The sequence below is a fragment of the Mycobacterium sp. AMU20-3851 genome (assembly GCF_043974665.1).
Classification (GTDB): Bacteria; Actinomycetota; Actinomycetes; order Mycobacteriales; family Mycobacteriaceae; genus Mycobacterium.
Genome location: NZ_CP146371.1, coordinates 4,240,923 through 4,264,700, shown reverse-complemented (window position 1 = coordinate 4,264,700; position 23,778 = coordinate 4,240,923). Strand labels below are relative to the sequence as shown.

The following is a 23,778-nucleotide window of genomic DNA, read 5'->3' as shown; positions in this document are numbered from 1 at the left end:
TCTCGCCTGGTGCGTGTCTACATACCGGCGACTCTGGCCATGCTGCAGCAACTGGTTGCCGACCGGTTGATCCATGCCCGCAGCGGCACGGCCTTCGCGGTGACGCCGGTCCTGCGTGAGTCCTACGCCGAGGGCGATGACGAGGAGCTGGCCGAGGTGGCGCTCCGGGAAGCGGCGCTGGCCTCGTTGCGGCTGCTGGCCGGGGAGGGATCGAGCTCGCTGCCGCCCCGGCGCGCGGTGCTGGTCGCCGACGTCGGGGGAGCCGAAGGCGGGGCGGAGGCCGTCACGCTGCGTCCCGACCTCGACGATGCGGTGGTGCGGTTGGCGGCGCCGGTGGCGCTCGACGACGTCATCGCCGCCTACGTGGACAACGCCGCAGCGGAACAGGCGGTGCTGGTCGCCGTCGACCGGATCGACGAAGCGGATCTCGGAGATGAGGACGCCGAGCTTGCTGTGGGCGACGCTCAGGACCATGACCTGGCCTGGTATGCCCCGCAGGAGTTGCCGTTCCTGCTCGAGTTACTGTGACGCAGGTCGCAGTGAAGGTTCCCGGAAGTTGACTACGCCCCCGTAAGTTACGGTACCGTAGGTTGCGTGGCGAAGAGTGAAATCAAGTTCTCGGCAAAAGTGGCCGAGACCGTGCGTCCTTCTGTTGTGGGCGCCGACCGCCACCGCGGCTGGCACGCGTTGCGCACCATCGCGGGCCGGATCACCACGCCGCTGCTACCGGACGACTACCTGAAGCTGGCCAACCCGTTGTGGTCGGCGCGCGAGTTGCGCGGCCGGGTGGTCGAGGTGCGGCGCGAGACCGAAGATTCGGCCACGTTGGTCATCAAGCCGGGGTGGGGTTTCTCGCTGGATTACGAGCCCGGACAGTACGTCGGTATCGGCCTGCTGGTCGACGGCCGCTGGCGTTGGCGGTCCTACTCGCTGACCTCGGCGCCGGCCCGCGGCACCGAGGACAAGCGGGCCGCCCGCACCATCGCCATCACCGTGAAGGCGATGCCGGAGGGGTTCCTGTCCACGCACCTGGTCGGCGGGGTGGAGCCGGGCACGATCGTTCGGCTGGCCGCGCCGCAGGGCAACTTCGTGATGCCCGATCCGGCTCCGGCGTCGGTGCTGTTCCTCACGGCCGGTTCGGGGATCACCCCGATCATGTCCATGCTGCGGACCCTGCAGCGGCACGACCAGATCACCGACATCGTGCATGTGCACTCGGCGCCGACCGAGTCCGACGTGATGTTCGGTGCCGAGTTGGCTGCCTTGCACGAGGCGCATCCGGGCTACCGGATGCTGCTGCGGACCACCCGTACCGAGGGCCGGCTGGACCTGAACCGGCTCGCCGAAGTGGTGCCGGACTGGCGTGACCGCCAGGCCTGGGCCTGCGGGCCCGAGGCCATGCTCAACGATGCCGAGCGGGTGTGGGCCGAGGCAGGTGTGCGCACGCACCTGCATCTGGAGCGGTTCGCTGTTTCGCGCGCCGCACCGCATGGGACCGGCGGCTCGGTCAGGTTCGAACGCAGCGGCAAGACCGTCGCGGCCGACGCCGCGACCTCGCTGATGGAGGCCGGTGAGAACGCCGGGATCCAGATGCCGTTCGGGTGCCGGATGGGCATCTGCCAATCGTGTGTGGTCGGTCTGGTCGAGGGCCACGTGCGCGATCTGCGGACCGGGGTGGAGCACGAACCGGGGACGCGGGTGCAGACCTGTGTGTCCGCCGCATCCGGCGATTGCGTACTGGACGCATAGCTTTTACTGACAGGTAACCTACGCATCCGTAGGTTACGTTAACGTAGCAACGGAAAGGAGGGCCGAGTAATGGCAGTTACCGACGTACCGGCGTTTACGCATCTCACCGAGGCGGACATCGAGACGCTGGGTGCCGAGCTGGACGCAATCCGACGGGACATCGAGGAATCGCGCGGCGAACGCGATTCGCGATACATCCGCAGGACGATCGCCGGTCAGCGCGCGCTCGAGATCATCGGCCGCCTGTTGCTTGCCGGAAGCTCCAAGCGGGCCTTCTGGTGGGCGGGAGCCTCGACTCTGGGCGTGGCCAAGATCATCGAGAACATGGAGATCGGCCACAACGTCATGCACGGCCAGTGGGATTGGATGAACGATCCCGAGATCCACTCCTCGAGCTGGGAGTGGGACATGGGCGGTGCATCCAAGCACTGGCGATTCACCCACAACTTCATGCATCACAAGTACACCAACATCCTGGGCATGGATGACGATGTGGGCTACGGCGTCATCCGCGTCACCCGCGATCAGCGGTGGAAGCCGATGAACCTGCTGAACCTCTTCTACAACGCCCTGTTGGCGACGTTGTTCGAGTGGGGCGTCGGTCTGCAGCACTTGGAGCTCGGCAAGATCTTCAAGGGCCGCGATGACCGCAAGGCGACGATGGTGCGCGTGAAGGAGTTCGGCGTCAAGGCCGGCCAACAGGTCACCAAGGACTACGTGCTGTGGCCCGCGCTGACCTCGCTGTCCCCGGGCGCCACCTACAAGTCCACGATGAAGGCCAACATCCTGGCCAACATCATCCGCAACGTCTGGTCCAACGCGATCATCTTCTGCGGCCACTTCCCGGACGGCGCAGAGAAGTTCACCAAGACCGACATGGTCGGCGAGACCAAGGGGCAGTGGTACCTGCGTCAGATGCTCGGCAGCGCCAATATCGACGGCGGCCGGGTGATGGACTTCATGAGCGGCAACCTGTCCTACCAGATCGAGCACCACCTGTACCCGGACCTGCCCAGCAACCGGTTGCGGGAGATTTCGGTCCGGGTCCGCGCACTCTGCGACAAGTACGACCTGCCGTACACGAGTGGGCCCTTCCTGGTGCAGTACGGCAAGGCCTGGCGCACCATCGCCAAGCTGTCGCTGCCCGACCGGTTCCTCAAGGACACCCGTGACAATGCGCCCGAAACGCGCAGCGAGCGGATGTTCTCCGAGCTCGAGGGCTTCGGCGTGACCGATCCGGTCACCGGCAAGCGCCGGGGCCTGAAGACGGCGATCGCCACCGTGCGAGGCTGGGGCCAGACCAAGTCCAAGGCTGCCTCCGCCGCCTGACACCCGGCTGAAACCACTTGACCGCGAGCGTGCGTGTCGGAACCCGACACGCCGCTCGCGGTTCGGTGTTTACGCACCTTCGCTGCTAGTACCCGGCCTCCGCCAGCGTCGCCAGCAGTAACCGGGCCGCGGCGACCCGGGCGGCCGCGGGCCCGGTCAGCGTGTCCAGCGCGCACTCCGGATCGGCCGGCGGGCCCATATGGCCGCAGCCCCTTGGGCATTCGTCGACCGCCTCGGCCAGATCCGAGAACGCCTGCACGACGTCGTCTGGTTGCACGTGGGCCAGCCCGAAGGACCGGATGCCCGGAGTGTCGATCACCCAACCGGATCCGCGCAGCGGCAGCGCCACCGACTGGGTGGAGGTGTGTCGGCCCTTGCCGACGCCGGTCACCGACCCGGTGGCCCGATCCGCCTCGGGCACGAGCCGATTCACCAGCGTGGACTTACCCACCCCCGAATGTCCCAGCAGCACGGTCACCTTGCCGGTGAGCAGCGGCGCCACCACGTCGAGCGGATCGTCGCGCCCGGCCGTCACCACCTGCAGGTCCAGATCCGCGAACTGCGCGGCGAACGGTTCGGGCGCCGCCAGATCGGATTTCGTCAGACACAGGATCGGTTGCAGACCACCGGTGTAGGCGGCGATCAACGCGCGCTCCACGAACCCGGTGCGCGGCGGGGGATCTGCGAGCGCGACCACGATCAGCAGCTGATCGGCGTTGGCCACCACCACCCTTTCGGTGGGGTCGGTGTCGTCGGCGGTGCGGCGCAACACGGTACGCCGCTCGCCGCGGCGCACGATCCGGGCCAGGGTGTCCGGCCGGCCGGACAGATCGCCCACGATGCCGACCTCGTCGCCGACCACGATCGGGGTGCGGCCCAGCTCCCGGGCCCGCATCGCGGTCACATTGCGGTCGGGGTCGCCGCCGAGCGCACAGCCCCACCGGCCGCGGTCGACGGTGACGACCATGGCCTCGGCGGCATCGGCGTGCTCGGGACGGTTCTTGGTGCGGGGACGTGAACCCTTGCCCGGGCGCACCCGGACATCGGATTCGTCGTACTCGCGAGATTTCAACGCGCGCCCAGCATGTCGGCCCACATGCCTGGGAAGTCCGGCAGCGTCTTGGCGGTGGTGGCGATGTCCTCGACCGCCACGCCGGGCACCCGCAGCCCGATGATCGCGCCCGCGGTGGCCATCCGGTGGTCGGCGTAGGACCGCCAGGTCCCGCCGTGCAGCGGTGTCGCGGTGATCTGCAGGCCGTCCGCGGTTTCGGTGCACTGCCCGCCGAGGCCGTTGATCTCCGCGCTCAGCGCCGCCAGCCGGTCGGTTTCGTGGCCGCGCAGATGCGCGATGCCGCGCAGCGTGGATACCGAACCGGGGGCGGCCAGGGTGGCCAGTGCGGCGACCGAGGGGGCCAGTTCGCCGATATCGTGCAGGTCGATGTCGATGCCACCGTAGCTCGCCGAGCCTTGGGCTTCCAGGTGGAAATCTGTCTGCCGGACATCGACATTCAACCGCTTCAGCAGGTCCAGGATGTCGCCGGCGGGCTGGATGCTGTCGGCCGGCCACTGCTCGATCCGCACCGTGCCGGCGGTGACCGCGGCCGCCGCCAGGAACGGCACCGCATTCGACAGGTCCGGTTCGATGGCCCAGTGCCGGGCCGCGACGGTGCCGGGGGCGACCTGCCAGCGGTTGGGCACGCTGTCATCGACGGTGACGCCGGCGCTGCGCAGCATCGACACCGTCATCGACACATGCGGCGCCGAGGGCACCGAATCGCCGGTGTGCAGAACGGTCAACCCCTCGGCGAAGGTGGCACCGGCCAGCAGCAGCCCGGAGACGAACTGCGAGGAGGCCGAGGCATCGATGCGCACCTCACCGCCGGTCACCGAGCCCTGTCCGCGGACGTCGAAGGGCAGGCCGTCACCGTCGATCGCCACCCCCAGTCCGCGCAGTGCCTCGAGCAGGGGTGCGATCGGCCGGGCCCGGGCCTGCTCGTCCCCGTCGAAGGTGACGGTCTCGGTGCTCAGCGCGGCCACCGCGGGCAGGAAACGCAGCACGGTGCCGGCCAGCCCGCAGTCGATCCGGCTGCCCGGGGCCGGGGCGATGGCGCCGCCGACGGACAGTTCGGTGCCCGCACCGTCGACGGCCAGGCCGAGGGTCTGCACCGCGGCGATCATCAGATCGGTGTCGCGGCTGCGCAGGGCGCCGCTGATGGTCGAGTTACCCCCGGTCCGGGAGGCCAGCGCAGCCAGTACCAGGGCCCGGTTGGTCAGCGACTTGGAACCGGGTACGGCCACCGTGGCGTGGATGGGGGCGGATGTCGACGGTGCCGGCCAGTTACTCACAGCCTCTATCCTGCCTGGTATGTGTGGGCGATTTGCGGTGACCACCGACCCGGCGCTGCTGGCGGAGAAAATCAAGGCTCTCGATGAAACTGTCGAGGCGTCGGAGAAAGGCGGCCCGGCCGCCGCCGGCAACGAGAAAGCCGCCAACTACAACGTGGCTCCGACCACCACCATCAGCACCGTGGTGAAACGTCATGACGAGCCCGATGACGAGTCGACCCGCCGGATCCGGTCCATGCGCTGGGGACTGATCCCGCCGTGGGCCAAGGCCGGGCCCGACGGTGCCCCGGACACCAAGAAGGGCCCGCTGCTGATCAACGCGCGCGCCGAGACGCTGACCACGTCCCCGGCGTTCCGCGGGTCGGCCAAGAACAAGCGCTGCCTGGTCCCGATGGACGGCTGGTACGAGTGGAAACCCGGTACCGACACCGGCACCGCCAAGAAGCCGGCCAAGACCCCGTATTACATGTACGCCGCCGACGGCGAGCCGCTGTTCATGGCCGGACTGTGGTCCACCTGGCGACCGAAAGACGCCGATCCGGGCAGCCGACCGCTGGTCAGTTGCACCATCATCACCACCGACTCGGCCGCCCAGCTTGCCGACATCCACGACCGGATGCCGCTGACCATCAGTGCCTCGGACTGGGACCGCTGGCTCGACCCGGACGCGCCGATCGACGAGGGCCTGCTGCGCGGGCACGGCGATCTGGACCGCATCGAGATCCGGGAGGTGTCCCGGTTGGTCAACAGTGTCCGCAACAACGGCCCCGAACTGATCGAGGCCGTCACACCCGAGGCGGGTCTGTTTTGACCCTCGGGCCGGTGGTGTGTGACGCCCTGGGCGCCGATCTGCGTTCGGCCGGCTACACCGTCGACGGCGTGGCCGAACTGCTCGGCGAGCAGGCCAATGCGGCCCTGGCCCGCGGGGTGTGGTGGCCGGCCGCCCGGGTGACCGAACCCGCCGACGCCGGCCGGCTGGCGACGCTGGTGCGGCTGTTCCTGCTGGGGGCCGAGGTGTCCCGGGAGCGGCTCGCCGAGGTGTTCGTGACGGTGCCGCTGGAGGCGCTGCTGGCCGGTGGGGTGCTGGAGCAGACCGCGACGGGTACGTTCCGGGCGGTCCTCGATATCCGGCCGTACAGCGACACGGACCGCGACTACCTGGTGGTCTCCGACCAGGACTCCGCGCTGCGGGACGGCCCGCTGCGCCGCGACCACGTGCTCGGCATCGGCGGGGCGGCGATGTCGCTGGCCCGAGCCGTCATCCGCACCCCGGTGCAGCGGGCGCTCGACCTGGGCACCGGTTGCGGTATCCAGGCGCTGCACCTGGACTCCCACTGTGCCGAGATCGTGGCCACCGACATCAACGAGCGGGCGCTGACGCTGGCCGGCGTCACCGCACGGCTCAACGCGATGTCCTGGGATCTGCGCTGCGGCAGCCTGTTCGAACCGGTGGCGGGGGAGCGGTTCGACCTGATCGTGTCCAACCCGCCGTTCGTGGTCGGCTCCGGCGCGGACGATTACACCTACCGGGACTCCGGTATGGCCGGAGATGCCCTGTGCCGCATCCTGATAGAACAGGTCGGGGACCACCTGAACCCCGGTGGTACGGCGCAGTTCATGGCGAACTGGATTGTCCGCCAAGATGACTGGCGTGAGCGTGTGCAGGAGTGGCTGGCCGGCACCGGACTGCATGCCTGGGTGGTGCAACGCGAACTGGCCGACCCGGTCAGCTACGTGTCGCTGTGGCTGGCCGATGCCGGCGAGACACCCGAGCAGACCGCCCGCCGGGGCGGCGACTGGCTGGACTGGTTCGCCGCCGAGGGCATCACCGGCATCGGTATGGGATTGATCTGCCTGCGCCGGCCCCGCGACGGCGAAGCGCCCGAGCAGATCCTCGAAGAGATCACCGGTGCCGACGAACTGGTCACCGGCGCGGAGGTGGAGGCGTTCTTCGCCCGCCGCGCCTATCTGCGCGACACCGATGACGAGGCGCTGCTGGGCGCGCGACTGTCTACGGCGCCGGTGTTTTTGGAGCAGCAGTCCCTGCCCGGCCCCGATGGTTGGCAGCAGGTGGGCGCCGCGGTGCGCCGACCCGGCGGACCGGGTGCGCTGCTCGGGGTCGACGAGGTGTTGACCGCGCTGCTGGCGGGGTGTCGCGGGGAGGTGCCGTTGGGCACCCTCATCGCGCTGCTGGCCGCCCACCACGGCGTGGACGCCGACGCGCTGGCCGAGGTGACGCTGCCCGAGGTCCGTGCGGCGATCGGCCACGGAATCCTGTACCAGGCGCGGTGAGCGAGCACAGCGAGCGAATCATGGATCCGGCACGGCGAAGCCGAGCCCGCGGGGCAGCGAGAAGACGGCTCAGCGCCGCCGCGCCGCCACCACCGCGTAGGACGCGTCGAAGGCGACCCCGTCGGCGGTGCTGTGCTTCTCGAACGCAGCACCGAACGCCTCCACGAGGCGGTCGCGGGTACCCACGTCGAGCCGGCCCAACACGTCGACGTGCATCGGGGATTCCTCGGTGACGAACGTGACGGCCGCTTGCAGCGAGGCGAATTGCCAGGTGTGCGCGCCGTTTTCGATGAATATCTCGTCGAAGTCTTCGGTGAGCCGGGTGGTGACGATGTCGGGTTCACCCCATTGATCCGGGGTGTAGGGGGCCGCGGGCGGCGTGCCCAGCACGTCGAGGATCGGGTTGAAGAACGGATTGTCGCCGTCGCGTACCCAGGTGGAGAAGCCGAAGTACCCGCCCGGGCGCAGCAGCCGGACCACCTCGGCGACCAGGCTGACCGGCTCCACGAAGATGATGCCCATGTTCGACAGCACGGCGTCGAACCTCTGATCGGGCAGGCCGGTCGCGGCGGCGTCGGCGGCGACCCACTGCACCGCGTCCGCGCCCGGCTTGGCGGCGGCGACGGCCAGCAGTTCGGGGGTGAGGTCGACGCCGGTCACCCGCGCGCCGGCCGCCGCGGCGGCCAGTGCGGCGTTTCCGGTGCCGCAGGCCAGATCGGCGACCACGGCGCCGTCGAGGGGACGGAGCCGGTCCATGGTCTCGACCAGTTGGGCGGCGATGGGCGCTATGCGTTGTCCGACGGCCTCATACCGTCCGGCTGACCAGATAGACACCTCGCCAGCCTATGTCACGTCAGGAATGCTCCAGCTGTGCAAGCACGGCCGGGGTCACCTCGTCGACCTCGGAGCCGAAGTCGTCGTGTTTGTCGATGAACTTGGCCACGAACGGGCAGACCGGGACGATGCGCAGGCCGGCATTGGTGGTCTCGGTGAGTGCGGTCTTGATCAATTGGGAGGCCAGACCCTTGCCGCCGAACTTCTCGGCGATCTCGGTGTGGTGGAAGATGCGTTGCTGCTCGTGGTCGACGTATTCGGCGAAGCCGGCGATCTCATCGCCTTCGTAGATCTCGAAGCGATGCAGTGCCGGTGCGTTCCTGACGATCTCGGTCATCGTGTTCCTCACGGTCCGGTGTAGCCGGGCGGGTTGGCGGAGTCGACCCACAGATCCACCCGGAGATCCTGCGATCCCGGGGTGCAGTTGTAGACCGACAGATCGGTGATACCCGATTCCAGCAGAACGTCCTCACACAGCAGCGTATTGCCGGTGAATTCGCGGGCCGGCCTGGTCAGCACCGCGTACGCCGCGTCGGAGTACACCTCGGGTCTACGGGATCGCCGCATCGACTCGTCGCCGCCGAGCAGGTTCTGCACGGCCGCGGTGGCCACCGAGGTCCGCGGCCACAACGTATTGGATGCGACTCCCGCTTCACGGAGCTCCTCGGCGATGCCCAACGCACACAGCGTCATCCCGTACTTGGCCATCATGTAGGCGGTGGGCCGCAACCATTTCTGCTCCAGCCGGATCGGCGGGGACAGGGTCAGGATGTGTGGGTTGTCCCGGCCGATCATGTGCGGGATGCAGGCCTGCGAGACGGCGTAGGTGCCGCGCACCTGGATACCGTTCATCAGGTCGAAGCGTTTGAGCGGGACGTCCAGGATGGGCGCGACGTTGATGGCCGAGGCGTTGTTCACGCAGATGTCGATGCCGCCGAACTGCTCGGCGGCCGCGGTCACCGCGGCGTGCACCGCCTCGCCGTCACGCACGTCACCGACGATGGGCAAAGCCTGCCCGCCGGCCTCCTCGATCTCCTTGGCCGCGGTGTAGATCGTGCCGGGCAGCTTGGGGTGCGGTTCGGCGGTCTTGGCCAGCAGGGCCACATTGGCGCCGTCGGCGGCCACCCGCTTGGCGATGGCCAGGCCGATACCCCGACTGGCACCGGAGATGAACATGGTCTTCCCGTGCAGAGACATGCGGCCAGCCTACGCGGCCCGAATGTCTCCCGTAACGCCAACGGTAAGCCGTACCAGATCGGCCGGGGCGAGCGCGACATCCCAGCCGCGCTTGCCCGCGCTGCACAGCACCCGGTCCCATTCCAGTGCCGAGGAGTCGATCACCGTCGGCAGCGGTCGGCGCTGGCCCAGCGGTGAGATGCCGCCCAGAACGTACCCGGTGGAGCGTTCCGCGGCGGCCCGGTCGGCCATCGCCGCCCTGGGTACTCCGAGCGCGGCCGCGGCGGCCTTCAGCGACAGCTTCGAGGGCACCGGGAGCACCGCGACCGCCAGCCCGTGTGGGACGGCCAGGATCAGCGTCTTGAAAATCTGTTCCGGTGCCAGGCCGTGCGCGGTGGCCAACTCGGCGACCGCCTCGTCGCCGAAGGAATCCGCGCGCGGGTCGTGCTGGTAGCGCAGGATCTCGTGGGCGGCGCCGTCGGCCACCAGAGCCGCGATCGCCGGGGTTGCCGCTCGTGCCACGCAGATCAGATTAGCCCGGGAAATATCGTGGCCCGACCTGCCGTTGTGCTCTCAGACGACACCCATGGACGGCCCTCCGCCCGGGAGATGTCGGTCATTGCCTTTAGGATCGTCAGATAGGGGATTTTGGTGCCAACGGCCTGCCTGGATCGTCCGGTGCTCACACCGGAGCTGTTCGGTGATGCCGCAACAGAAGGGACGGTGTTTCCCGCGATGACCGATATCGATGCGGAGGCTGCCACGCCGGCCGCGGAGACCGATGCCGAGTTGACGGCGCGGTTCGAACGCGATGCCATCCCGCTGCTCGACCAGCTCTACGGCGGTGCGCTGCGGATGACCCGCAATCCGGCCGACGCCGAGGACCTGCTGCAGGAGACGATGGTCAAGGCCTACGCCGGCTTCCGCTCCTTCCGGGCCGGCACGAACCTGAAGGCCTGGCTGTACCGCATCCTGACCAACACCTACATCAACAGCTACCGCAAGAAGCAGCGTCAGCCCGCCGAGTATCCGACCGACGAGATCACCGACTGGCAGCTGGCGGCCAACGCCGAGCATTCCTCGACGGGTCTGCGGTCGGCCGAGGTCGAGGCACTGGAGGCGCTGCCCGACACCGAGATCAAGGCGGCGCTGCAGGCGCTGCCCGAGGACTTCCGGATGGCGGTGTACTACGCCGATGTCGAGGGATTCCCGTACAAGGAGATCGCCGAGATCATGGACACACCGATCGGCACCGTGATGTCGCGGCTGCACCGGGGTAGGAAACAACTGCGTGAGCTGCTCGCCGATGTGGCCAGGGACCGGGGATTCATCCGGGATAACCAGCTCGGTGATCAACAGGTCGGTGCGCCCGAGGAGGTGTCGTCATGACCCAGTCGTCTGATGAGGAACGCTGGGCGCCGCCGGTCGGGCCGATCGACCCCGAGCATCCCGAATGCGCCGCGGTGATCGCCGAGGTCTGGACCCTGCTCGACGGTGAGTGCACCGCCGACACCCGGGACAAGCTCAAGCAGCATCTCGAGGAGTGCCCGACCTGCCTGCGCCACTACGGCGTCGAGGAACGGGTGAAGAAGCTGATCGCCTCGAAGTGCAGCGGGGAGAAGGCCCCCGAGTCGTTGCGGGCCCGGCTGCGCCTGGAGATCAGCCGAACCACCATCATCCGGGGCTGACGGCCCATACCCGCAGATAAAACAACCGCCCGGGCTCGTGGAGAGCTCGGGCGGTTTGTTGCGTCTGGCGACGCGTCAGGCGTTGGGACGACGGCCGTGGTTGGCCTTCGAGTGCTTACGATCGCGCTTCTTGCGGCCTCGCTTGGCCATGGTGAACCTCCGATTCAGGTGAATACTTGGCTATAAGTGTCTCATGCCGCGGGGAGTGCTTTTTCCCGCGTCGCGTTCGGTGGGTCATTTGGTGTTGTGGTTCGATATAGCACGGCAGGCGGACAGCTGTCGGCCGACGAGCAACGTGAGTGGGGTGAAGATGGCCGAGGATGTTCGCGCCGAGATCGTGGCCAGCGTGCTGGAGGTCGTGGTGAACAAGGGCGACCAGATCAATGCGGGCGACACCCTGGTCCTGCTGGAATCCATGAAGATGGAGATTCCGGTGCTGGCCGAGGTGGCCGGCACCATCAGCGAGGTGAGTGTCTCGGTGGGTGACGTCATCCAGGCCGGCGATCTCATCGCGGTGATCAGCTAGCCCGTCTGCGGTAGCGGCCCATGTCGACCCTCGGCGATCTGCTCGCCGAGCACACCGTTCTTCCCGGTAACGCCGTCGACCATCTGCATGCCGTGGTTGGGGAGTGGCAACTGCTCGCCGACCTGTCGTTCGCCGATTACCTGATGTGGGTGCGTCGCGACGACGACGTCCTGGTGTGTGTGGCGCAGGTGCGCCCCAACACCGCCCCCACGGTGCTGCTGTCCGACGCGGTCGGTACCTCCGCGCCGGCCGTGGAGATGCCGGTGGTGCGGGCGGCGTTCGACTCCGGCGCGATCGGCCGGGAGAAGGACGTCCAGCGACCCCACCTGACCCAGGGGCAGTGGCCCGAGCGCGGGTCGAACCCGGGGCCGGACCCGGACCGGCACGAGGTCGAGGCGGTGCCGGTGCGGCACGCCGACCGTGTCGTCGCCGTGCTGACCCACCAGACCGCGCTCGCCGAGGAACGCACCTCCAGCCCGCTGGAGCGCGCCTATCTCGACTGCGCGGCCGATCTGCTGCGGATGCTCAGCGAGGGCACCTTCCCCAACGCGGGGGACGCCGCCATGTCGCGGTCCAGCCCCCGGGTCGGTGACGGGTTCATCCGCCTCGACGTCAACGGTGATGTCACCTTCGCCAGCCCCAATGCGCTGTCGGCGTATCACCGGATGGGGCTCAATGCGGAACTGGCCGGGCACAACCTGATCGGCGTCACCCGCCCGCTCATGTCCGATCCGTTCGAGGCCCAGGAGCTGGCCAACCATGTGCGGGTCTCGGTGTCCGGCGGTGCCAGCACCCGGATGGAACTCGACGCCGGCGGCGCGGCCGTGCTCATCCGGACCATCCCGCTGCTGACCAGTGGCGAACCGGAGGGCGCGGCGGTGCTCATCCGCGACGTCACCGAGATCAAGCGGCGCGACCGCGCGTTGCTGTCCAAGGACGCCACCATCCGCGAGATCCACCACCGGGTGAAGAACAACCTGCAGACGGTGGCGGCCCTGCTGCGGTTGCAGGCCCGCCGCACCAACAATGCCGAGGGCCGGGAGGCGCTCATCGAGTCGGTGCGCCGGGTGTCGTCCATCGCGCTCGTGCACGACGCTCTGTCGATGTCGGTCGACGAAGAGGTCAATCTCGACGAGGTCGTCGACCGGATCGTGCCGATCATGAACGACGTCGCCTCGGTGGACACCCCGATCCGGATCACCCGCGAGGGCGACCTGGGTGTGCTGGACGCCGACCGGGCCACCGCGCTGATCATGGTGATCACCGAACTCGTGCAGAACGCCCTGGAGCACGCGTTCGACGGGGACGTCTCCAAGGGCGCGGTGACGATCCGCGCCGAGCGCTCGGCGCGCTGGCTCGACGTGGTGGTCCACGACGACGGCCGCGGACTGCCCGAGGGTTTCAGCCTGGAGAAATCCGACCGGCTCGGACTGCAGATCGTGCGCACACTGGTGGCGGCGGAACTGGACGGCTCACTGGGCATGCACGATTCGGATGCCGGGGGCACCGACGTGGTGTTGCGGGTGCCGCTCGGACGGCAGCGCAGAGCGGCCTTCTAATCGCATCGGGTGGCCGCCCGCTCAGTGAATTCCCAGCCAAATGTGATGCGATGCACAGAGATTCGCGCCACACCCGGTGTCGTCAGAACAAAAACTGCGGCCCCGACGTGATCGTCGGGGCCGCAGTTGGTGGTATGCGATGGATCGCTAGACGCTGGTGCGCGCCTTGGTCCGGGCGTTGCGACGCTTGAGGGCGCGACGCTCGTCCTCGCTCATCCCGCCCCACACGCCGGCATCCTGGCCGGACTCCAAAGCCCAGCTCAGGCACTCGGTGGTCACCGGGCAGCGATTGCAGACGAGCTTCGCATCAGCGATCTGCGCGAGGGCCGGGCCACTGTTTCCCACGGGGAAGAACAGTTCCGGATCCTCGTCGCGACAGACCGCCTTGTGACGCCAATCCATAGCTTCCATCTCCTCGTCAAATCGTTGCAAAGGCGCCACAAAGACGCTCTACATTTATCTCGGCTGTTAACGCGTGCACAGGAATGTTTCTGCACTGTTGCAACAATGCTTTCACAGGCTGAACAGATGTCAATAGAAGTGCGTTAACACGTGGGCAATGTCACTGAGGCACCGGGTTACCGGACCGCTCACCTGTTTGTACTACACTCAACTCACTTGCGCTCTAAAACCCGTTGGTGAAGGGTCAAGTCCCAGGTCACAGCGTTTTCGGTGCGGGGGCGACGACGCACAGCGCGTCCGGAACCGAAGTAAAAGTCATCACATCACGCAAACCGATGTAGTCGCCGTCGATCTGGCAGGCCACCGGTGTGTCACTGCTCACCCGCAGCCACGGTAGGTCGTCCTCGCGGATCAGATGGCGGCCCTTGATATCCGGCCGGGCGGACAGCATCCGGCGCACCAGCGCCAGGTTTCGCCACACGTTCATGCTGGTGATCGCGAAGACGCCGAGCCCGGTGTCGAAGGTCGTGGTCGGGTTCGTCCACACCGGCCGGGCGTTGGCGTAGGTCCACGGGCTGGAGTTGGACACGAAGGCGAAATGCGCACCGGATACCGGCTCGCGGCCGGGCAATTCGAGCGTCAACAGCGGCTCTCGGCGGGCGCTGGCCAGCATTTCGCGGATGGCCACCCGGATGTACCGGGACGCCGTCACGGTGCGCCCCTTGGCGCGCTGGGCCTCCACGGCGGCCACCACGTCACCGTCGACCCCCATACCGGCGGTGAACACGCCCCACCGTTCGCCGCAGTTCATCAGGCCGATCCGCCGCCACGGCGCGCCGCGGCGATACTCGCCGAGCAGGTCGACGAGCTGATTGGTGGCCACCACCGGATCCGGGCTGATGCCCAGAGACCGGGCGAACACGTTGGCCGATCCGCCCGGCACCACGCCGACCGCCGGGGCACGTTCGCAGGATTCCGACAGCACGCCGTTGACCACCTCGTTCACCGTGCCGTCGCCGCCGTGCACGATCAGCACGTCGATGCCGTCACGGGCGGCATCCCGGCCGATCTCGATGGCGTGGCCGCGATGGTCGGTGTGGGCCACGGTCAAATCGACGCGGCTCTCCAGCGCGTGGGCCAGCAGGTCACGCCCGGCCGGGGTCGTCGATGTCGCGTTCGGGTTGACGATCAGCACGGCGCGCACGGGATGTCAGCCTAACCCGGAATCGGCCGGTGACGAACCGGCCGAGTCGAGTTGTGACCGATGGCGTTGCCGCTCAACCCGTTCGGTGACCGCGGTCAGTGCGTGCCGGCGGCGTCGGGCAGCAGCGGCGGGCAGCCGCCGAACACGTCGGTGCTCAACTCAAAATGCCACGACTCATTGGCGTAGATCTGGCACAGCCCGAACCGCTGCCCGTTGGCGATCATCCACTGGTCGGCGCCCGGGCCTCCGATGTCGACGGCCGCGCCCACCACATGGCGGGACTGATCCGGGGTCTGGACGTAGCGCCGGGCCGCCTCGTAGGTGCCGTAGGTGCCGATGGCCTCGTCGAGCAGCTGCTGCTGGAATTCCGGCGAGCGCCATCCGGAGGTGACGGTCACGGTGACCCCTTCGGTGGCCGCGGCCGCGGTGGCGTTCTGGACCGCGGTGCGCAGCACCGGATCCAGTCCCGCGATCGCCGGATCGTGCACATCGAAGGCGGTCAACGGCTGCGGTTCGGGCACTGTGGTGCTCCCAACCGGACCGGTCGGATCGGCCTGGGCCACCGGCGCCGACAGGATGCCCGCGACCGCCAATGCCACTGTGACCGCCAGATTGCGCATCCGGCCAGTTTACGGATGGCCGCCGAGGCCGCCCTCGACGTCGCCGTCCAGATAGCGCCAGGAGCCGTCCCGGACCCGCCGGAACCGGCTGCGTTCGTGCAGGATGTGACGTCTGCCGTCCTGCACGTACTGGGCGCGGAATTCCACGATGCCGGTGACGTCCGCGGGGCCGCCGGCCTCGGTGTCCACGATCTGCAGGCGTCGCCAGGTGATGGTGTCGTCGAGATCCAGTTCCGCCGGCCGGGTATCGGGGTGCCAGCTGTGGATCAGATAGTCGGCGTGCCCACACGCGAAGGCGCTGAAGCGCGAGCGCATCAGCTCGACGGCGGTGCCGGCGCGCGATGTGCCGTCGTGCAGCGGGCCGCAACAGTCGGCGTAGGCCCGACCCGTCCCGCACGGGCAGCGCAGGGCCTCATCCGGTGGCATCGGGAGCCCCCACCGCCGCGGCGATCTGCTCGACGGCGTCGGCGATCTCGGCCGGGCGGGTCTGCCGGTCGGGTACCCAAGCCAACGCAATTCTGACTGGGGCCCAGGTACTTTCGTCGATCGGGATGAGTTTGAATTCCGGCGGGGAGAAGATCCGCCCGATCGCCGACGCCGGGGCGTAGGTCACCACCGCGACCAGGTGCCGATTGAACACCTGGGTGGCCATCTCCAGCTCGCCGCCGAGTTGGTTGGTGGTGCGCACGATCCGGTCCACGCCGCGGGCGTGCAGACTGCGGGTCAACCCGGCCAGCACCACCGGATTCGGCCGGGCGAAGTCGATCACCACGTCGCGGTCGCGCAGCGCCTCGATGCCGATCCGGTCGGCGGCGGCCAACGGATCGTCGTAGCGGACGGCGATGGCGCCCGGATAGCTGGCCACCACCCGATGGCGCAGCCGCTTGTCCGAGGTCGGCAGGTGGATCAGCCCGATATCGACGTGCCCGGAGACCAGTTTGGCGGTCACCTCGGCGGCCGAACCCGGAAGGCTGAACTCGGTGGCCGTCGGCAGCGCGCTCACCGCGGTTTCCAGCCTGGCCAGGAAATCCGACGGCGCGTATGCGGTCGCGCCGATCCGGATCGGCTTGTCACCCATGGTGATTCGCGCCGCGGTCGATTTGAGGTCGTCCACCCGGCGCAGGATGTCGCGGGCCGGGCCCAACAGTTTGGCGCCGAGCGGGGTGAGCCGCACGCTGTGGTAGTCCCGCTCGAACAGGGCGCCGCCGAGTTCGTTCTCCAGCAGCTTGATCTGCTTGCTCAACGGCGGCGGGGTGATCATCAGGCGGTCGGCGGCGCGCCGGAAGTGCAGTTCTTCGGCGACCGCGACGAAATACCGGAGTCTGGTGAAGTCGACTTGCATACGGGCACGTCCGAAACGGTTCGAGGCTGATGGGGGCCTCGATCCTAACCGCCGGTCGCCCGGCGTCCGGACGTCGACGCTCTACGTGGCCGCCTCCACCGGCGCGGCGAACCGTTCGAGCACGCCGCGGGCCAGCAGATCGTCGATCTGGGCGTCGTCGAGTCCGAGCAGTTGCCCGGCCAGTTCACGGGTCTGCTCGCCCAGCAGCGGTGCCTGTCCCAGCGGCGGATCCGCGATACGGTCCGAATGGATCTGCACGTTCTCCATCACGAACGGCGTGGTCCACAGCGGATGCAGCTCCTCGCGGAACGCGCGGCGGGCGACGTAGTAGTCCCAGCCGGGCAGTTCGGCCGCGCGCAGCGCCGCACCGGCGGGCACTCCGGCCCGCTGCAGCAGCGTCATCGCCTCGGTCGGGCTGTGCCTGGCAGTCCACTCGCCGACCGCCTCGTCGATGCGGGCGCGGTTGTGGACGCGACCTTCCCGGGTGCGCAACGCGTCCTCGGCAGCCAGGTCGGCACGTCCGATCACCGCGCACAGCGCCTGCCAGTCCGCGCTGTCGCGCACGGTCACCGCGACCCACTGGTCGTCCCCGGCCGATCCGAACACACCCCACGGTGCGTCCTGGGTGGGCGGCAGCGGCGTGGTCACCGCCTGTTCGGCGATTTCGGCAGCCAGGTGGCTGAGCATCACCTCCGATTGCGCGATGCTCACCGAACCGCCGGTTCCGCTGCGTTCGCGGCGCAGCAGCAGCGCCAGCGCCGCCACCACACCGATCCGCGCCGACACATGGTCGGGATAGACGGTCACGGTGTCGCAGAAGGTTTTGTGGGGCGAGCGCAGCGACGGGGATTGATTCCGGCGGGAGTCTTGCGACTCACCCGGATACACCCACAGGTCGGTGAACCCGGCGGCGGCGCGGACCAGCGGGCCGTAGCCCATCCGGGTGGCCCACGGACCGGTCGGGCCGAACGCCGAGCTGTCCACCACCACGACGCCCGGATTCACCGCCTCGAGCGTCTCGTGATCCATGCCGAGCGAGGCGGCCACCCCGGGTTTGAAGTTGGTGAGCACGACGTCGGCGTCGGCGACCAGTCGATGAGCCAACGCGCGGCCCTCGTCCGAACGCAGATCGATGCCGATGGAGCGCTTGTTGCGGTGCCCGGCGGCGTAGGTCTGCGACACCGAGGTCAGGTTGCCGCGCAGGCCATCCGGGAACGCCGAATTCTCGATCTTGACCACGTCGGCGCCGAGGTCGCCGAACAACCGTCCGGTGTCGCCGCCTACCACGATCACACCGAGATCGAGCACCCGCAGACCTTCCAGCGGGAGCCCCTCGTTGCGGCGCGGCCGGGCGGCCAGGATGGCCGCGGAGTCCGGACGGGGTTCCGGGACAACGGATTCGGTCAGCGTGCTGGCGCGGTGACCGTCGATCTCGGCGACACCCACCGGTACCGGGACCGTCAGCCCGGGTTCGAGTTCGACCTTCTGCAGGAAGCCGCGCTCGCGGATCTGATCGGTGCGCAGCGCCTCGGGCATCGTCAGCACCGCGGCCGCCGGTACCCGGTACCGCTGTGCCTGGGATTCCAGTTCGGCGCGGGTCTTGTCCCGGAAGAACTTCGCGATCGCCGGCATCAGCGTCGGGGACAGGAAGCGTTCCCGCAGTTTGTCGTATTTGGGATCGGCGAACTCCTCGGGCCGGCCCATCCATTCGAACATGCCGTGCCACTGACGCTTGGCCAATAGGCAGATCCGGATGTACCCGTCGGCGCACTTGATGATGGGGTAGCGCAGCTGCTCGGCGATCCAGTTGCGCTCCTGCTTGCTGACCGCGACGCCGACCGAGGCGGTACCGGCGCTGCCGTACGGCGGGTCCAGCGTCTGCATGGCGCCGTCGAGGACCGAGAAGTCGATGAGATCGCCTTCGCCGGTGCGCAACCGGTCCAGCAAGACGCTGACGACCATCACCGCGGCCTGCGCGGCGGCCACCGAGTAGGGCAGTTGCCGCGCGGGCGGCACCAGCGGGACCTGGCCGGGGATACCGGAGCGGGTCAGCTCACTGCTCAGCGCGTGCAGCACCGGCGTGGTGGCCTGCCAGCCGCGGAACTCGTTGTCCCGGCCGAAATCGCTGATGGACAACACCACCAGCCCGGGGTGCTCGGCGCGGATCTGTCGAACATCCAGTACCGCTTCGCTTTCCGATTCCGGGCGGGTGTTCTCGATGAGGATGTCCGCGCCGGCCAGCAGAGACTGCCATTGCCCGGCGTCGGCGTCGACGCGCTCCAGCCCGCGCCGGTTGATCGCGGTGTCCAGCACATCGGGCACCGGCCGGTCGGCGTCGTCGTTGACCCCGGCGAGCCGGACCACGGTGACCTGGGCGCCGAGGTCGGCCAGCAGGCGGCCGACGGCGGTCATCGGACCGGAGCTCAGATCCAGGATCCGAACCCCGGAAAGCGGTGGGTCGTGTTTTTTCGGGCTGCCCATGCTGCTCTAGTTCTTCCTGATCTCGCGGAACGGGATGTCGCGGTCGACCTCGGGTTCTTTGGGCAGCCCGAGTACGCGCTCGCCGATGATGTTGCGCTGGATCTGATCGGTGCCGCCGCCGATCGAGGTGAAGAACGCGTTGAGGGTCAGGAAGTTGATGTCATCGGCTTCCGGGTTCTCCTGCCCGGCCAGCAGCGCCTGGGCGCCGATGATGTCGGTCTTCAGCCGCGCCTCGGCGTGCAGGATGCCCGACATGGCCAGCTTGCCCAGCGACATGACCGGGCTCGAGGTGCCCTGCTTGGCTTCCGCCTTGGCGCGAGCGTTGTTGAGACTGTTGAGTTCTCGCAGTGCGAGCACGTCGGCCAGCGACCGGCGGGTCGCGGTGTCACCGAGCTTGCCGTGTTCGCGGGCCAGCTCGACGATGCCGTCGGCCTTGGAGTTGTTGCGGCCGGTCCGGCTGCCGGAGCCCATGATGGAACGCTCGTAGGCCAGCGCGGTCTGCAGCACCCGCCAGCCGTTGCCGACGCCGCCGACGACGTAGGCATCGGGCACCTTGGCATCGGTGATGAACACCTCGTTGAAGTGCGATTCACCGGTGATCTGGATGAGCGGGCGCACCTCGATGCCGGGCTGCTTCATCGGCACGATGAAGAACGTGATGCCCTTGTGCTTGGGCACATCCCAGTCGGTGCGCGCGATCAGCAACGCGTACTGCGAGGTCTGGGCCCCGGAGGTCCACACCTTCTGGCCGTTGATGATCCACTGGTCGCCGTCGCGCACCGCGGTGGTGCGCACGCCCGCCAGGTCCGACCCCGCGCCGGGCTCGCTGTAGAGCAGGCAGGTGCGGGATTTCTCGGTCAGGAATTCGTGCAGCAGGTCGGCCTTGAGCGCATCGGTGCCGAACGCCAGCGCGGTGTTGGCCGGGATGCTGAACTTGTCCTGGCAGGCGCCGGGGGCCCGGACCGCGCGGAACTCCTCGGCGATCACCTTGGCCAGCTTGTTGGGGTAGGCCCGGCCGTGCCATTCGGTCGGGTAGGTGGGCGCGCCGTAGCCGGCCGCCACCACCTTCTCCAGCCAGCTGATGCGCTCGGGGGAGCTGACCCACGGGTCGTCGGACTTGGGCAGCGTGACGCCGGTCCAGTTCTGGGCCAGCCATTCGCGGACCTCGGTGCGCAGTTCCTCGGCGCTGGGCAGATTGTTGTCGCTCATGACTCATGCGCCCTTCGAGAGTAGGTAGCGTTCGCGGTGCGAGTCCGAGTCGCCGAACAGTTGCAGGCCGCTACGGGCCCGGCGGACGTACAGATGCGCGGGGTGTTCCCAGGTGAAGCCGATGCCGCCGTGCATCTGCACCGCAGCCATGGTGGTCTTGACATAGGCCTCGGCGCAGGCGAATCCGGCCAGCGCGACCGCGCCGGCGCTGGCCTGTGCGTCCTCGAACTGTGCCGCGGCGTTCTGCGCTGCGGAGGTGGCCGACTCGACCTCCAGCAGCAGATCGGCGGCCATGTGTTTGAGCGCCTGGAAGCTGCCGATCGCCCGGCCGAACTGGAAGCGGGTCTTGAGGTAGTCCACGGTGATGTCGAAGATGCGCCGCGTGCCGCCGGCCTGCTCGCCGGCCAGCGCCACCACGGCAAGATCGAGCGCCTGCTGCACGGCCTCCCAGCCCGCGGTACCCAGGCGCCGGGCCGGGGTGTCGGCGAAGGTGTAGCTCGACAGCGGCACCGTCGGGTCGAAAACCGAAGACGGCGTGCGCTGGAAGCCGGCCGCGTCCGCGGCGACTTCGAAGACGCCGATACCGTCGCCGGTGTCGGCGACCACCAGGATCAGATCGGCGGGCTGGCCGTGGGTGACGTAGTGCGCGGCGCCGTTCAGGGTGCCGTCGGCGCCCGCGGCGACCTCGACGCCCGCGGCGGTCCAGGTGCCACGCGCACCTGTCACCGCGACGGTACCGATGGAGCTGCCGTCGGCCAGGCCGGGCAGCAGGCGTTGCTTGTCCGCATCGGTGCCGGCCGCCTGGACGAGCGCGACGGTGAGCACCGCACTGGAGATGAACGGGGCGGGCAGCAGCGCGGCGCCGGTCTCCTCGGCGACCGCTTCGAGCTCCAACGGGCCGAAGCCGAGTCCGCCGTACTCGTCGGCGACGAGCATGCCCAGCACACCCTGCTCGGCCAGCCGGCCCCACAGCTCCCGGTCGAAGCCTTCCGAGGATTCCGCGGCTCGGCGCACGTCCTGTTCGGAACACTTCTCGTGCAGCAAGTCGCGGACCGCGGATCGCAACTCCGCCCGTTCGGCCACGCTGATCGTCATGCTCTACCGCCCTTTCCGGCTGTCGGGATCCCATGTTTCGTGGTGCGCGAGGCGGTGTAAATCACGGATGTCGACACCGGTACGTTTCCGTTTGGGAAACGTCGCTCGCGGTTGGGTCCGGTACGCCGTGGCCTCCGGTGCGGCAGCGTCGGTACCGTACTGGCGTGACCCAACGCCGCTTGCTGCTCCTCAACGGCCCGAACCTGAATCTGCTCGGGACTCGTCAACCGGAGATCTACGGCTCCACCACGCTGGCCCAGATCGAGCAGCAGGTGGCGACGACGGCCGCCGAATACGGCTTTGACCTGCGGGCGGTGCAGAGCAACCACGAGGGCGCGCTGATCGACGCCATCCACGCCGCGCGGGCCGACTGTGCAGGCATCATCATCAATCCGGGCGGCTACAGCCACACCTCGGTGGCCATCCCGGATGCGCTGTCCGGGGTGGAATTGCCGGTCGTCGAGGTGCACCTGAGCAACATCCACCGTCGTGAGCCGTTCCGACACCATTCCTATGTGTCGGCGGTCGCCGAGGCCGTGATCGCGGGTGCGGGCTCGCTGGGCTACCAGTTCGCGGTGCAGCATCTGGCCGGCCGGCTGTCGTGATCCAGCCGCCGATCGTCCGTTACGCAGGTTTCCTGGTTGCGGCAGAGGGAGTCGCGGCGCTCGTCATGGCCGGTGTGCTGCTGGTGCGTGCCGCCGCGGGCGCCGATCAGCAGATCGTCAGCGGCTGGGGCACGGCCATCTGGTTCATCCTGATCGGCGCGGGCGTGCTGGCCGGCGGCTGGGCGCTGATCACCGGACGGCGCTGGGGGCGCGGGATCGCGGTGCCCACCAACCTGCTGCTGCTACCGGTGGCCTGGTACGTCATCACCAGCCACCACGCCGTCTACGGAATCCTGGTGGGCTTGTTGGCGCTCAGTGCGCTCGGCATGCTGTTGAGCCCGTCGGCGGTGCAGTGGATGGCAGGACGGGACTAGTCGCTAAGGCAACTGCGGCTTGATCGTTTCGATCACCCACTGGGCGTAGTCCAGATACTCCTGCACCCCGCTGACCGCCGGGATCGGCACCGAGCTGACGGTCACGCCCTGGGTGCCCAGCCAGCTGAGCCGGTCCACGATCTCGGTTTCGCCGCGGCCCGGCCGGGCGTCGGGGTCGTTGCGGACCACGTGCCCCTCGCCGACCCGATTCGTTCCGAGCCCGTGCACCACGTCGAACGGGCGGCCGTCGTAGCCGTCCTGGGACTTGATGAAATCGATCCGCTCGGCGATCTTCTCGGGCGGGGTGAGGAAACACCACCACCCCGACGCGTACTTGGCCGCCCGGCGCAGGGCGGCGTCGGCGTCGCCGCCGATCCAGATCGGTAGATGCGGTTTCTGCACCGGCTTGGGTTCGAAGCCGACGTTCTCGAACGACACATACTTCCCGGAGAAGCTGGGCGCCTCGGCGGTCCACAGTTCCTTGATGGCCGCGAGGTACTCGTCGGCGATCCGGCCGCGTTCGCCGAAGGGCACGCCGAGCATCTCGAACTCGCTCTGCAGCCAGCCCACCCCGAAGGTGACCATCATCCGGCCGCTGCTCATCCAGTCCGCGGTGGCCAGCGCCTTGGCCATCACCACCGGGTGCTGCAGGGGCAGCACCGTGATGCAGGAGTTCAACCGGATCCGCTGAGTGGCCCCGGCCAGGTACGCCTGGGCCACCGTGGACTGCAGATAGTGCGGGCCGGAGAGCTCCAGGTGCTCGCCGGGGATGATGAAATGCTCTGGGATCGCGATCATGTCGTACCCCCACTCGTCGGCGCACCGGGCCATGCGGGTCTGATCCGCGCCGGTCACGTCGGCCTCCCACGGCTGGGTGAGCGCCTTGAGTCGCATCATGTGGGGGAGCGGGAAGACGAGTTGCACTCTACGACCATAGAGTCCAGCGG

At 68.5% G+C, this 23,778-nt stretch carries 27 protein-coding genes; 11 read left to right on the top strand and 16 right to left on the bottom strand.

The genetic code is table 11. The features are described 5' to 3' along the window. Positions 1-6 precede the first annotated feature (6 nt). The 3 genes from V4U86_RS20345 to V4U86_RS20335 all read left to right on the top strand — a co-directional run bounded on the left by V4U86_RS20345 (position 7) and on the right by V4U86_RS20335 (position 3,078). Positions 7-528, top strand: coding sequence for a DUF6912 family protein (locus tag V4U86_RS20345; protein ID WP_395312130.1), 522 nt, complete (start codon positions 7-9; stop codon positions 526-528). 66 nt (positions 529-594) lie between these two features. Continuing rightward, positions 595-1,749, top strand: coding sequence for a ferredoxin reductase (locus tag V4U86_RS20340; protein WP_395307732.1), 1,155 nt, complete (start codon positions 595-597; stop codon positions 1,747-1,749). 69 nt (positions 1,750-1,818) lie between these two features. Beyond that, positions 1,819-3,078, top strand: coding sequence for a fatty acid desaturase family protein (locus V4U86_RS20335; RefSeq protein WP_395307731.1), 1,260 nt, complete (start codon positions 1,819-1,821; stop codon positions 3,076-3,078). An 85-nt stretch (positions 3,079-3,163) separates the two neighbouring features. On the opposite strand, the gene rsgA is transcribed toward V4U86_RS20335, so the two are convergent. Beyond that, positions 3,164-4,150, bottom strand: coding sequence for a ribosome small subunit-dependent GTPase A (rsgA, locus tag V4U86_RS20330; RefSeq protein WP_395307730.1), 987 nt, complete (start codon positions 4,148-4,150; stop codon positions 3,164-3,166). Continuing rightward, the gene (gene aroA / locus V4U86_RS20325; protein WP_395312129.1) at positions 4,147-5,433 is read right to left on the bottom strand and encodes a 3-phosphoshikimate 1-carboxyvinyltransferase; all 1,287 of its coding nucleotides are present in this window, start codon (positions 5,431-5,433) and stop codon (positions 4,147-4,149) included. The genes rsgA and aroA overlap by 4 nt, the downstream gene beginning before the upstream one ends. Before the next feature lie 10 nt (positions 5,434-5,443). Between aroA and V4U86_RS20320 the strand changes: the two genes are divergently transcribed. Both V4U86_RS20320 and V4U86_RS20315 read left to right on the top strand, forming a co-directional pair. Continuing rightward, a complete protein-coding gene (locus V4U86_RS20320; RefSeq protein ID WP_395307729.1) occupies positions 5,444-6,235 on the top strand; it encodes an SOS response-associated peptidase in 792 nt (263 codons plus the stop codon). Positions 6,236-6,246: 11 nt separating this feature from the next. Next, complete coding sequence (locus V4U86_RS20315) at positions 6,247-7,716, top strand: DUF7059 domain-containing protein (protein ID WP_395307728.1); 1,470 nt, start codon at positions 6,247-6,249, stop codon at positions 7,714-7,716. A gap of 69 nt (positions 7,717-7,785) precedes the next feature. Here the strand turns inward: V4U86_RS20315 and V4U86_RS20310 are convergent, their stop codons facing one another. Genes V4U86_RS20310 through V4U86_RS20295 form a run of 4 tightly spaced genes read right to left on the bottom strand, consistent with a single transcriptional unit; the run spans position 7,786 to position 10,248 of the window. Further along, positions 7,786-8,550, bottom strand: a complete 765-nt coding sequence (locus V4U86_RS20310) for a class I SAM-dependent methyltransferase (RefSeq protein ID WP_395307727.1) — start codon at positions 8,548-8,550, stop codon at positions 7,786-7,788. Between the two features lie 19 nt (positions 8,551-8,569). Beyond that, positions 8,570-8,887, bottom strand: coding sequence for a GNAT family N-acetyltransferase (locus tag V4U86_RS20305; protein ID WP_395307726.1), 318 nt, complete (start codon positions 8,885-8,887; stop codon positions 8,570-8,572). Positions 8,888-8,895: 8 nt separating this feature from the next. Continuing rightward, positions 8,896-9,747, bottom strand: a complete 852-nt coding sequence (locus tag V4U86_RS20300) for an SDR family oxidoreductase (RefSeq protein ID WP_395307725.1) — start codon at positions 9,745-9,747, stop codon at positions 8,896-8,898. Between the two features lie 9 nt (positions 9,748-9,756). Continuing rightward, positions 9,757-10,248, bottom strand: a complete 492-nt coding sequence (locus V4U86_RS20295) for a YbaK/EbsC family protein (protein WP_395307724.1) — start codon at positions 10,246-10,248, stop codon at positions 9,757-9,759. A gap of 213 nt (positions 10,249-10,461) precedes the next feature. Between V4U86_RS20295 and V4U86_RS20290 the strand changes: the two genes are divergently transcribed. Both V4U86_RS20290 and rsrA read left to right on the top strand, forming a co-directional pair. Then, complete coding sequence (locus V4U86_RS20290) at positions 10,462-11,115, top strand: sigma-70 family RNA polymerase sigma factor (protein WP_395312128.1); 654 nt, start codon at positions 10,462-10,464, stop codon at positions 11,113-11,115. Beyond that, positions 11,112-11,414 carry a mycothiol system anti-sigma-R factor gene (rsrA, locus tag V4U86_RS20285; RefSeq protein ID WP_395307723.1) on the top strand — a complete coding sequence of 101 codons (303 nt, stop codon included), beginning with the start codon at positions 11,112-11,114 and terminating at the stop codon, positions 11,412-11,414. Before V4U86_RS20290 ends, rsrA begins: the two co-directional genes overlap by 4 nt. 75 nt (positions 11,415-11,489) lie before the next feature. Here the strand turns inward: rsrA and V4U86_RS20280 are convergent, their stop codons facing one another. Then, on the bottom strand, positions 11,490-11,564 hold the full coding sequence (locus tag V4U86_RS20280) for a 50S ribosomal protein bL37 (RefSeq protein ID WP_085976028.1): 75 nt from the start codon (positions 11,562-11,564) through the stop codon (positions 11,490-11,492). A 160-nt stretch (positions 11,565-11,724) separates the two neighbouring features. Here V4U86_RS20280 and V4U86_RS20275 point away from each other — a divergent pair, with 160 nt between their 5' ends. Together V4U86_RS20275 and V4U86_RS20270 are read left to right on the top strand one after the other, a co-directional pair. Beyond that, on the top strand, positions 11,725-11,940 hold the full coding sequence (locus tag V4U86_RS20275; RefSeq protein WP_073857898.1) for a biotin/lipoyl-binding carrier protein: 216 nt from the start codon (positions 11,725-11,727) through the stop codon (positions 11,938-11,940). A 20-nt stretch (positions 11,941-11,960) separates the two neighbouring features. Beyond that, positions 11,961-13,499 (top strand): sensor histidine kinase, encoded by a 1,539-nt coding sequence (locus tag V4U86_RS20270; RefSeq protein WP_395307722.1) that lies wholly within the window; start codon positions 11,961-11,963, stop codon positions 13,497-13,499. Positions 13,500-13,646: 147 nt separating this feature from the next. On the opposite strand, the gene whiB1 is transcribed toward V4U86_RS20270, so the two are convergent. From whiB1 to V4U86_RS20230, 8 genes are all read right to left on the bottom strand, one after another. After that, positions 13,647-13,901 (bottom strand): transcriptional regulator WhiB1, encoded by a 255-nt coding sequence (gene whiB1 / locus V4U86_RS20265; protein WP_029373613.1) that lies wholly within the window; start codon positions 13,899-13,901, stop codon positions 13,647-13,649. A gap of 256 nt (positions 13,902-14,157) precedes the next feature. Then, on the bottom strand, positions 14,158-15,105 hold the full coding sequence (locus V4U86_RS20260) for a diacylglycerol/lipid kinase family protein (RefSeq protein ID WP_395307721.1): 948 nt from the start codon (positions 15,103-15,105) through the stop codon (positions 14,158-14,160). 95 nt (positions 15,106-15,200) lie between these two features. Further along, positions 15,201-15,725, bottom strand: coding sequence for a M15 family metallopeptidase (locus V4U86_RS20255; protein ID WP_395307720.1), 525 nt, complete (start codon positions 15,723-15,725; stop codon positions 15,201-15,203). Between the two features lie 9 nt (positions 15,726-15,734). Beyond that, the gene (locus V4U86_RS20250; RefSeq protein WP_395307719.1) at positions 15,735-16,151 is read right to left on the bottom strand and encodes a YchJ family protein; all 417 of its coding nucleotides are present in this window, start codon (positions 16,149-16,151) and stop codon (positions 15,735-15,737) included. Beyond that, the gene (locus V4U86_RS20245) at positions 16,138-17,067 is read right to left on the bottom strand and encodes a LysR family transcriptional regulator (RefSeq protein WP_395307718.1); all 930 of its coding nucleotides are present in this window, start codon (positions 17,065-17,067) and stop codon (positions 16,138-16,140) included. Before V4U86_RS20245 ends, V4U86_RS20250 begins: the two co-directional genes overlap by 14 nt. An 81-nt stretch (positions 17,068-17,148) precedes the next feature. Further along, positions 17,149-19,548 (bottom strand): CaiB/BaiF CoA-transferase family protein, encoded by a 2,400-nt coding sequence (locus V4U86_RS20240; RefSeq protein WP_395307717.1) that lies wholly within the window; start codon positions 19,546-19,548, stop codon positions 17,149-17,151. A 6-nt stretch (positions 19,549-19,554) separates the two neighbouring features. After that, a complete protein-coding gene (locus tag V4U86_RS20235) occupies positions 19,555-20,757 on the bottom strand; it encodes an acyl-CoA dehydrogenase family protein (RefSeq protein ID WP_395307716.1) in 1,203 nt (400 codons plus the stop codon). A gap of 3 nt (positions 20,758-20,760) precedes the next feature. Then, positions 20,761-21,852, bottom strand: a complete 1,092-nt coding sequence (locus V4U86_RS20230; protein WP_395307715.1) for an acyl-CoA dehydrogenase family protein — start codon at positions 21,850-21,852, stop codon at positions 20,761-20,763. Between the two features lie 164 nt (positions 21,853-22,016). Between V4U86_RS20230 and aroQ the strand changes: the two genes are divergently transcribed. Together aroQ and V4U86_RS20220 are read left to right on the top strand one after the other, a co-directional pair. After that, on the top strand, positions 22,017-22,457 hold the full coding sequence (aroQ, locus tag V4U86_RS20225; RefSeq protein WP_395307714.1) for a type II 3-dehydroquinate dehydratase: 441 nt from the start codon (positions 22,017-22,019) through the stop codon (positions 22,455-22,457). Beyond that, positions 22,454-22,831: a hypothetical protein gene (locus V4U86_RS20220; protein WP_395307713.1), complete on the top strand. Its 378-nt coding sequence runs from the start codon at positions 22,454-22,456 to the stop codon at positions 22,829-22,831. The genes aroQ and V4U86_RS20220 overlap by 4 nt, the downstream gene beginning before the upstream one ends. Before the next feature lie 3 nt (positions 22,832-22,834). Here the strand turns inward: V4U86_RS20220 and V4U86_RS20215 are convergent, their stop codons facing one another. Further along, on the bottom strand, positions 22,835-23,755 hold the full coding sequence (locus V4U86_RS20215; protein ID WP_395307712.1) for a TIGR03619 family F420-dependent LLM class oxidoreductase: 921 nt from the start codon (positions 23,753-23,755) through the stop codon (positions 22,835-22,837). Positions 23,756-23,778 lie beyond the last annotated feature (23 nt).

What these genes read in the sequence shown, in the direction of transcription:
- V4U86_RS20335 (WP_395307731.1), top strand. Translation starts at nt 1,819, where the DNA reads ATGGCAGTTACCGACGTACCGGCGTTTACGCATCTCACCGAGGCGGAC.
- V4U86_RS20320 (WP_395307729.1), top strand. Translation starts at nt 5,444, where the DNA reads ATGTGTGGGCGATTTGCGGTGACCACCGACCCGGCGCTGCTGGCGGAG.
- V4U86_RS20305 (WP_395307726.1), bottom strand. Translation starts at nt 8,887, where the DNA reads ATGACCGAGATCGTCAGGAACGCACCGGCACTGCATCGCTTCGAGATC.
- V4U86_RS20300 (WP_395307725.1), bottom strand. Translation starts at nt 9,747, where the DNA reads ATGTCTCTGCACGGGAAGACCATGTTCATCTCCGGTGCCAGTCGGGGT.
- V4U86_RS20290 (WP_395312128.1), top strand. Translation starts at nt 10,462, where the DNA reads ATGACCGATATCGATGCGGAGGCTGCCACGCCGGCCGCGGAGACCGAT.
- rsrA (WP_395307723.1), top strand. Translation starts at nt 11,112, where the DNA reads ATGACCCAGTCGTCTGATGAGGAACGCTGGGCGCCGCCGGTCGGGCCG.
- V4U86_RS20275 (WP_073857898.1), top strand. Translation starts at nt 11,725, where the DNA reads ATGGCCGAGGATGTTCGCGCCGAGATCGTGGCCAGCGTGCTGGAGGTC.
- V4U86_RS20270 (WP_395307722.1), top strand. Translation starts at nt 11,961, where the DNA reads ATGTCGACCCTCGGCGATCTGCTCGCCGAGCACACCGTTCTTCCCGGT.
- whiB1 (WP_029373613.1), bottom strand. Translation starts at nt 13,901, where the DNA reads ATGGATTGGCGTCACAAGGCGGTCTGTCGCGACGAGGATCCGGAACTG.
- V4U86_RS20255 (WP_395307720.1), bottom strand. Translation starts at nt 15,725, where the DNA reads ATGCGCAATCTGGCGGTCACAGTGGCATTGGCGGTCGCGGGCATCCTG.
- V4U86_RS20250 (WP_395307719.1), bottom strand. Translation starts at nt 16,151, where the DNA reads ATGCCACCGGATGAGGCCCTGCGCTGCCCGTGCGGGACGGGTCGGGCC.
- V4U86_RS20245 (WP_395307718.1), bottom strand. Translation starts at nt 17,067, where the DNA reads ATGCAAGTCGACTTCACCAGACTCCGGTATTTCGTCGCGGTCGCCGAA.
- V4U86_RS20240 (WP_395307717.1), bottom strand. Translation starts at nt 19,548, where the DNA reads ATGGGCAGCCCGAAAAAACACGACCCACCGCTTTCCGGGGTTCGGATC.
- V4U86_RS20235 (WP_395307716.1), bottom strand. Translation starts at nt 20,757, where the DNA reads ATGAGCGACAACAATCTGCCCAGCGCCGAGGAACTGCGCACCGAGGTC.
- V4U86_RS20230 (WP_395307715.1), bottom strand. Translation starts at nt 21,852, where the DNA reads ATGACGATCAGCGTGGCCGAACGGGCGGAGTTGCGATCCGCGGTCCGC.